Source organism: Micromonospora sp. M51, from assembly GCF_018070305.1.
In the GTDB taxonomy this organism is placed as follows: Bacteria; Actinomycetota; Actinomycetes; order Mycobacteriales; family Micromonosporaceae; genus Micromonospora; species Micromonospora parva.
Map to the genome: position 1 here is coordinate 1 of NZ_JAGPXZ010000347.1, position 6,222 is coordinate 6,222.

Below are 6,222 nucleotides of genomic sequence, written 5' to 3' on the forward strand. Positions count from 1 at the left end.
GCGGCGAGCACACCCGGAGCCGGTTCGCCCGCGTGCTGGACGGGGAGACCGACCTGCGGCGCCTCGCGCCCGGGGTCGACGTGGACATGTACCACCCGACCGTGGACGGTGAACAGGTTCGGGCGCGGCTCGGGTTGACCGACCGTCCGGTGGTCGTCTGCGTGTCCCGGCTGGTGCCGCGCAAGGGTCAGGACACGCTGATCCGGGCCCTACCGGAAATCCGCCGCCGGGTGCCCGACGCGGCGCTGCTGATCGTCGGTGGCGGGCCGTACCGGGCGACCCTGGAGAAGCTGGCCCGCCAGACCGGTGTGGAACGGGATGTGGTGTTCACCGGCACGGTGCCGTCGGTCGAGCTGCCGGCGCACTACGCGGCCGGTGACGTCTACGCGATGCCGTGCCGCACCCGCAACCGTGGCCTCGACGTCGAAGGGCTGGGCATCGTCTACCTGGAGGCGTCCGCCACCGGCCTGCCGGTGGTCGCCGGTGACTCCGGAGGCGCACCGGACGCGGTCCGTGAGGGGGAGACCGGCTACGTCGTACGCGGCCGGGACGTCGGCCAGCTCGCCGACCGGGTCGCCGCGTTGCTCGCCGACCGGGACCTGGCTCGCCAACTGGGCGCGGCGGGCCGGGCCTGGGTGGAACGGGAGTGGCGCTGGGAGGCGCAGGCGGACCGCATGGCGGCGTTGCTCGCCGGCTGACCGCTGCCCGCGTTCAGCGCTCCCGGGCGGGCGCGTAGCGCGGCACGTACTCCTGGCCGGTGAGTTGCTGGATCGCCGCCATCACCTCGTCGGTGACCGTCCGGATGTCGCGTGGGCTGTTGATCCGTCCGGCGACCGGGATCGGTGGGCCGAACCGCAGGGTGACCGGGTGTCGGCGGGGCAGCCGGGCGTCGACGGGCAGCACCTCGGCGGTGCCGGTCACGCCGACCGGGATGATCGGCACCTCGGCGTCACGGGCCAGTCGGGTCATTCCGACGCGGCCCCGGTAGAGCCGCCCGTCCGGTGAGCGGGTGCCCTCCGGGTAGACGGCTACCAGGCCGCCGGCGCGCAGCACCGGGACGGCGGCGTCCAGGGCGCGCAGGGCGGCTCGGCCGTCGGTGCGGTCGACCGGGATGGCGCCCATGCCGGCGACGATCCGCCGGTTGAGCCAGCCGCCCGGCCCCCGGCCGTTGAAGTACTCGACCTTCGCCCAGAAGGTGACGTGGCGGGGTGTCGAGGTGACGAGGAACAACTCGTCGGCGACGGACAGGTGGTTGCCGGCGAGGATCGCGCCGCCGTGCCGGGGCAGATGCTCCAGCCCTTCCACCCGGGGCCGCCAGCCCAGCCGCAGCGTGGTGCCGACGGTCAGCTTGGTGAGGTCGTACAGCAGGGGCACGGGTTCTCCGGGTTCGGCTAGGTGGGGGGCGGGCCGAGATGGGCGTCGAGCGCGGCGCGCAGCAGGGCGTCGTCGTCGGTGGCGCCGGTGGCCAGCGGCAGGCTGCCCCAGGCCCAGAGCTGGGCGATGCCGTGCAGGTTGGCCCAGAGTGCGCCGGCGAGCACCGCCGCAGGGGCGTCGGTGGGCCGGCGCACCTGCGCCACCAGGTCGGCCAGCACGGCGAACAGCGGCAGGCTCGTCTCCCGCAGCCGCAGCCGGCCGCTGTCCAGCAGGTCGTGCCGGAACATCAGCTCGAACATGCAGCGGTGGGCCGCCGCGAAGTCCAGGTACGTCCGGGCCAGGGCGGTCAATCGGGTACGCGGATCCGGCCCGACGTCGCGCATCGTCTGCTCGACCCGGGCGGTGAGGTCGGCGAAGCCCTCCCGGGCGATGGCGGAGAGCAGGTCGACGTGGGTGGGGAAATAGCGGCGCGGTGCGCCGTGCGAGACCCCGGCACGGCGGGCGATCTCCCGCAGCGACACCGCCGACTGGCCCTCGCTGAGCACCAGGTCCACCCCGACGGCCACCAGCCGCGCGCGCAGCCCGGTCTCGTCGGCGTCCATAGACACTGTCTACCATGCCGCGTAGACACTGTCTACCTCGCCGGTGGGTCGGCTCAAGCAGGCGTGTCTCGGTGACCTGCCGATGCCTTTCCGGGATCAGCGTGATGTCGGTGAGTCATCGAGATGACTCACCGACATCAGCCTCAACGGAGTCCGGCCCCGCGCTGTCCGCTCGACCCCACGGCCGCTCCACTGCGGGTGTCGTGACGTCGGGGTGAGCCGCGGTTGGGGGAGTGGGCGGGAACGGTTGGGGCGTGGGCGGGCCCGAAGGTCAGCGGATGCGGGCCAGGATGCGATCGGCGGGGGCCGGGCGGCCGAAGTGCCAGCCCTGGGCGGCGTCGCAGCCGATCGCGCGCAACCGCTCGGCCTGCCCGGCGGTCTCCACCCCTTCGGCGGTGACGGTCAGGTCCAGCGCGTGCGCCAGCGAGACCAGCGAGGCGAGGATCCGCTCGTCGGTGCGGCCGACGGAGGACGACCGTAGGCCGGCCACGAACTCGCCGGCCACCTTCAGTTCGGTGACCGGCAGGTCCCGCAGGTACGCCAGGTTGCTGTAGCCGGTGCCGAAGTCGTCGATGGCGATGCGTACCCCGAGGTCGGCAAGGACCCGCAGGGCGCGTACCGGCTCCTTGGCGGTGCTCATCATGGTGCTCTCGGTGATTTCCAGCTGGAGCCGTTCCGGGGGCAGGCCGGTCTGCCGCAGGAGGGTGCGGACCTCCTGCACCAACCCCGGCCGGTGCACCTGGCGTACCGCCAGGTTGACGCTGACGAACGGCGCGGCGGCACCCCCGGCCGACCACGCCTCGGCCTCGCGGCACGCCTCGGCCAGCACCCACCCGCCCAACTGGACGATCAGGCCGGTCTCCTCGGCCAACCCGATGAAGCTGTCCGGGCGCAGCACCCCCAGCTCGGGGTGTCGCCAGCGGACCAGCGCCTCCACGCCGACGAGGCTGCCATCGCGCAGTGAGGTCAGCGGTTGGTAGTCGAGGTAGAACTCGCCCCGCTCCAGGGCCGCCGGGATGGCCGCGGAGAGCGCGTACCGGGCCAGTTCCCGTTGGTTGCGCTCGGCGTCGTAGAGGGCCCAGCGCGCCCCACCGGCGGACTTCGCCCAGTGCAGGGTGCTGTCGGCGGCGCGCATGAGGTCCGTGGGGTTGGCTCCGGCAACCTGGCGCTCGACGATGCCGATGCTCGCCGAGATCTGCAGCTCGTGCCCGTCCACCAGCGCCGGTGTGCGCACCGCGGCGAGGGCGGCCTCGGCCACCGCGACCATGTCGTCGGTGCCGGCGGTGCGCTCCACCAGGATCACGAACTCGTCGCCGCCGAGCCGAGCCACCAGGTGCTCACCGATGGCCTTGCTCAGCCGCTCCGCGACCGTGACCAGCAGCAGGTCACCGATCTGGTGCCCCAGGGTGTCGTTGACGACCTTGAAACGGTCCAGGTCCAGGAAGCACACCCCGACCCGCTGCGCGCCCCGGCCCGGCTCGTTGATCGCGGCGGCGAGCCGTTCGGTGAACAGTGTCCGGTTGGGCAGGCCGGTGAGCGGGTCGTGGGTGGCCTGATGGCGGAACCGGGCCTCGCTGGCCCGCAGCGCACGCTCGGCCTGGGTGCGGGCCCGCATCGCGGCGCGGCGGATCGACTCCTGCTCGTCGAGCGTCCGGTCGCGCAGCGCGCGGGCGTAGCCGGTCGCCACGGCCGCCAGCAGCCGGGCCATCCGGTCCTCGACGTCCTCGGCCACCAACCCCAGGTCGCGCACCAGGCGGAGCTGGATGACCTCGACGGTACGGCCCAGCCCTTCGGCGGACGCGATGTGCGCGGCCACCAACTCGGCACCGACCCGGTGCCCGGCCCGCAGGTCGAACGGCTCGGTCAGCAACGCGCCGGCCAGTTCCCCGGTGAGCCGGTCCAGCAGGGACTCCAACTGGGCCTGGGTCATCGGGAGGTAGCTGGTGCCGGAGACCGCCTTCGCCCAGGCCCGGGCGAACGTGCCCGGACCGGGCGTCGTCCCCGGCGACTCAGCCACCGAGGCGCCCGACGCCGCCCATGAAGACCGCGCGCTCGGCGTCCTCCGCGCTCTCCGGGGTGTCCGGTCGCCACTGGGGCACCCAGACCACGCCGGGGTCGAGCAGCTCGAAACCGTCGAAGAGCGCGGTCAGCTCGGCGCGGCTGCGCACCCACAGCGGGCTGTCGGTGCGCCGGTAGACCCGTTCCGCCTCGGCGCGTTCGTCCTCGCTGCGCCCGTCGTCGCTGGCCTGCGACAACACCAGGTAGCTGCCGGGCGCCAACGCGTCGCGCAGCGTCCGCAGCAGGTCGGCCGGTCGGTCGTCGTCGGAGACGAAGTGCAGGACGGCCACGACCATCACGGCCACCGGTTGGCTCAGGTCGAGCAGCTTGCGGACGTCCGGGTGGGCCAGGATCGCCTCCGGGTGGCGCAGGTCCTCCTGCACCACGGCGGCCCGCTCGTTGCCGGCGAGGATCTCACGGCTGTGCGCCACCGCCACCGGGTCGACGTCCACATAGACCACTCGCGACCGCGGGTCGAGTTGCTGGGCGATCTCGTGCACGTTGCCGACGGTCGGGATGCCCGAGCCGATGTCCAGGAACTGCCGGATCCCGGCCTCGGCGAGATGGTGCACGGCCCGGCGCAGGAACGCCCGGTTGGCCTGGGCCATCAGCGGCGCCTCCGGCACCGCGGCGACCATCGCCTGCGCTGCGGCCCGGTCAGCGGCGAAGTTGTGCGAGCCACCGAGGTAGTAGTCGTACATCCGCGCGACGCTCGGGCGCTCGATGTCGATGGTGTCGGGTGCCCAGTCCGGCCGCTGCATGCGTTTCACCCCTCGAATCCGCGACGCGGGCGTCGTCGCCCGCGCGGGTATTGTGCACCCGCCACGCACGCCAGACCATAGCGCGCCGGAGGTTGCCCGCCGACGTCGGTCGATGCGCGACGGCCCGCGCCGGCTGAGAAGCTGGCGCGGACCGTCGGTCGCGACGTCCCGCTCGACGAGCGGGCGGCAGGTCAGAACTTGGGCGCGTCCGGTGCCTCGAGCAGGCCGAGCCGGAGTGCGGTCATGAGGGCCTGAGCGCGGTTGGCCGCGCCGAGCTTCTCGTAGAGCTTCGAGATGTGCGTCTTCGCCGTGGACTCGCTGACGAACAGCTGCTTGGCGATGCCCGCCACGCTCATCCCGTCGGCGAGCAGCCGCAGCACCTGCCCCTCCCGGGGAGACAACTGCGGGCCGGACGGTGCGAGCCGCCGCTTCATCGCCTCGGCCAGGTCGGCCGCGGTGAACGCGCTGGGGGAGGAGGCGGCGTGCCGGGCGGCGGCCACCACCTCGTCGGCCGGGGCGGTCTTCGGCACGAAGGCGCTCGCGCCGGCCTCCAGGGCGCCGAAGAGCTGATCGTCGCCGGCGTACATGGTCAGCACCACGATGCCCATCGACGCGCTGGACTTGCGCAGCGCGCGGGTGGCCTCCAGGCCACTGCCGTCGGGCAGCCGCAGATCCATGATCACCACGTCCGGCTGCAACGCGCCGGCCTGACGTACTCCTTCTGCCGCCGTGGCCGCCTCACCGACGACCTCGAACTGGCGGTCGCGCTCGAAGGCGTGCCGCAAACCCTTGCGAATCAGGTCATGATCGTCGACAAGGAGGACCTTGGTACGGGTGGCCGGTATCGGACTTGTGGTCATCCTCGGGTTACTCCCCTTCTGGTGCTGCGCTGCCGCGCACGTTATCGCGCCGGGCCGAGGTGCCGAGAACCACCGCCACGGTCGTGCCGCTGGGTTGCCGCGGCCTGATCTCCAACCGGCCCCGGATACGTTCCGCCCTCTCGGCCATGATCGCAAGACCGTACCGCCCGTCCGGGCGCTGGTCAGCCATCCCCTGACCGTCATCCGACACTTCTATTTGCGCGTACGGGGGGTCGACCTCACAGGTGACCCACAAATTCGACGCCCCGGCATGCTTGCGCGCGTTGGTCACCGCCTCCTGCGCGATGCGCAGCAACTCGGCCTCCGTGGCGGCCGGGAGCCGGGCGGTGGACTCGTCCAGCGAGAGGTGCACCCGCAGCCCGCCGGACGCGCCGACGGTGCGCGCGTACTCCGCGATCGCCGCGGCCAACCCGCCCTGCCGGTCCACCTCGCTGCGCAGCTCGAAGAGGCTCAGCCGCAGTTCCTGGATCACCCGGGTCACCTCGCCGCGCAGCGTCCGCAGGGCCTCGGCGGTCTCGTCGGCGTCGTCGAAGACGGTGGCCAGGG

7 protein-coding genes are annotated in these 6,222 nt (G+C 73.0%); 1 reads left to right on the top strand and 6 read right to left on the bottom strand.

The window, feature by feature from the left end:
- Window positions 1-698: glycosyltransferase family 4 protein (locus KBX53_RS18880; protein ID WP_210860710.1), on the top strand; the 698-nt coding region annotated here is incomplete at its 5' end.
- Window positions 699-711: 13 nt separating this feature from the next.
- Here KBX53_RS18880 and KBX53_RS18885 read toward each other — a convergent pair.
- The 6 genes from KBX53_RS18885 to KBX53_RS18910 all read right to left on the bottom strand — a co-directional run.
- On the bottom strand, window positions 712-1,374 hold the full coding sequence (locus KBX53_RS18885; RefSeq protein ID WP_030337727.1) for a 1-acyl-sn-glycerol-3-phosphate acyltransferase: 663 nt from the start codon (window positions 1,372-1,374) through the stop codon (window positions 712-714).
- A gap of 17 nt (window positions 1,375-1,391) precedes the next feature.
- Window positions 1,392-1,976: a TetR/AcrR family transcriptional regulator gene (locus KBX53_RS18890; protein ID WP_210860712.1), complete on the bottom strand. Its 585-nt coding sequence runs from the start codon at window positions 1,974-1,976 to the stop codon at window positions 1,392-1,394.
- Window positions 1,977-2,247: 271 nt separating this feature from the next.
- Complete coding sequence (locus KBX53_RS18895; RefSeq protein ID WP_247675852.1) at window positions 2,248-3,906, bottom strand: bifunctional diguanylate cyclase/phosphodiesterase; 1,659 nt, start codon at window positions 3,904-3,906, stop codon at window positions 2,248-2,250.
- A 79-nt stretch (window positions 3,907-3,985) separates the two neighbouring features.
- On the bottom strand, window positions 3,986-4,795 hold the full coding sequence (locus KBX53_RS18900) for an SAM-dependent methyltransferase (RefSeq protein WP_210860716.1): 810 nt from the start codon (window positions 4,793-4,795) through the stop codon (window positions 3,986-3,988).
- Window positions 4,796-4,986: 191 nt separating this feature from the next.
- The gene (locus tag KBX53_RS18905; protein ID WP_030337723.1) at window positions 4,987-5,655 is read right to left on the bottom strand and encodes a response regulator transcription factor; all 669 of its coding nucleotides are present in this window, start codon (window positions 5,653-5,655) and stop codon (window positions 4,987-4,989) included.
- A 7-nt stretch (window positions 5,656-5,662) separates the two neighbouring features.
- The coding region (locus KBX53_RS18910) for a sensor histidine kinase (protein WP_247675850.1) at window positions 5,663-6,222 on the bottom strand (560 nt) is incomplete at its 5' end.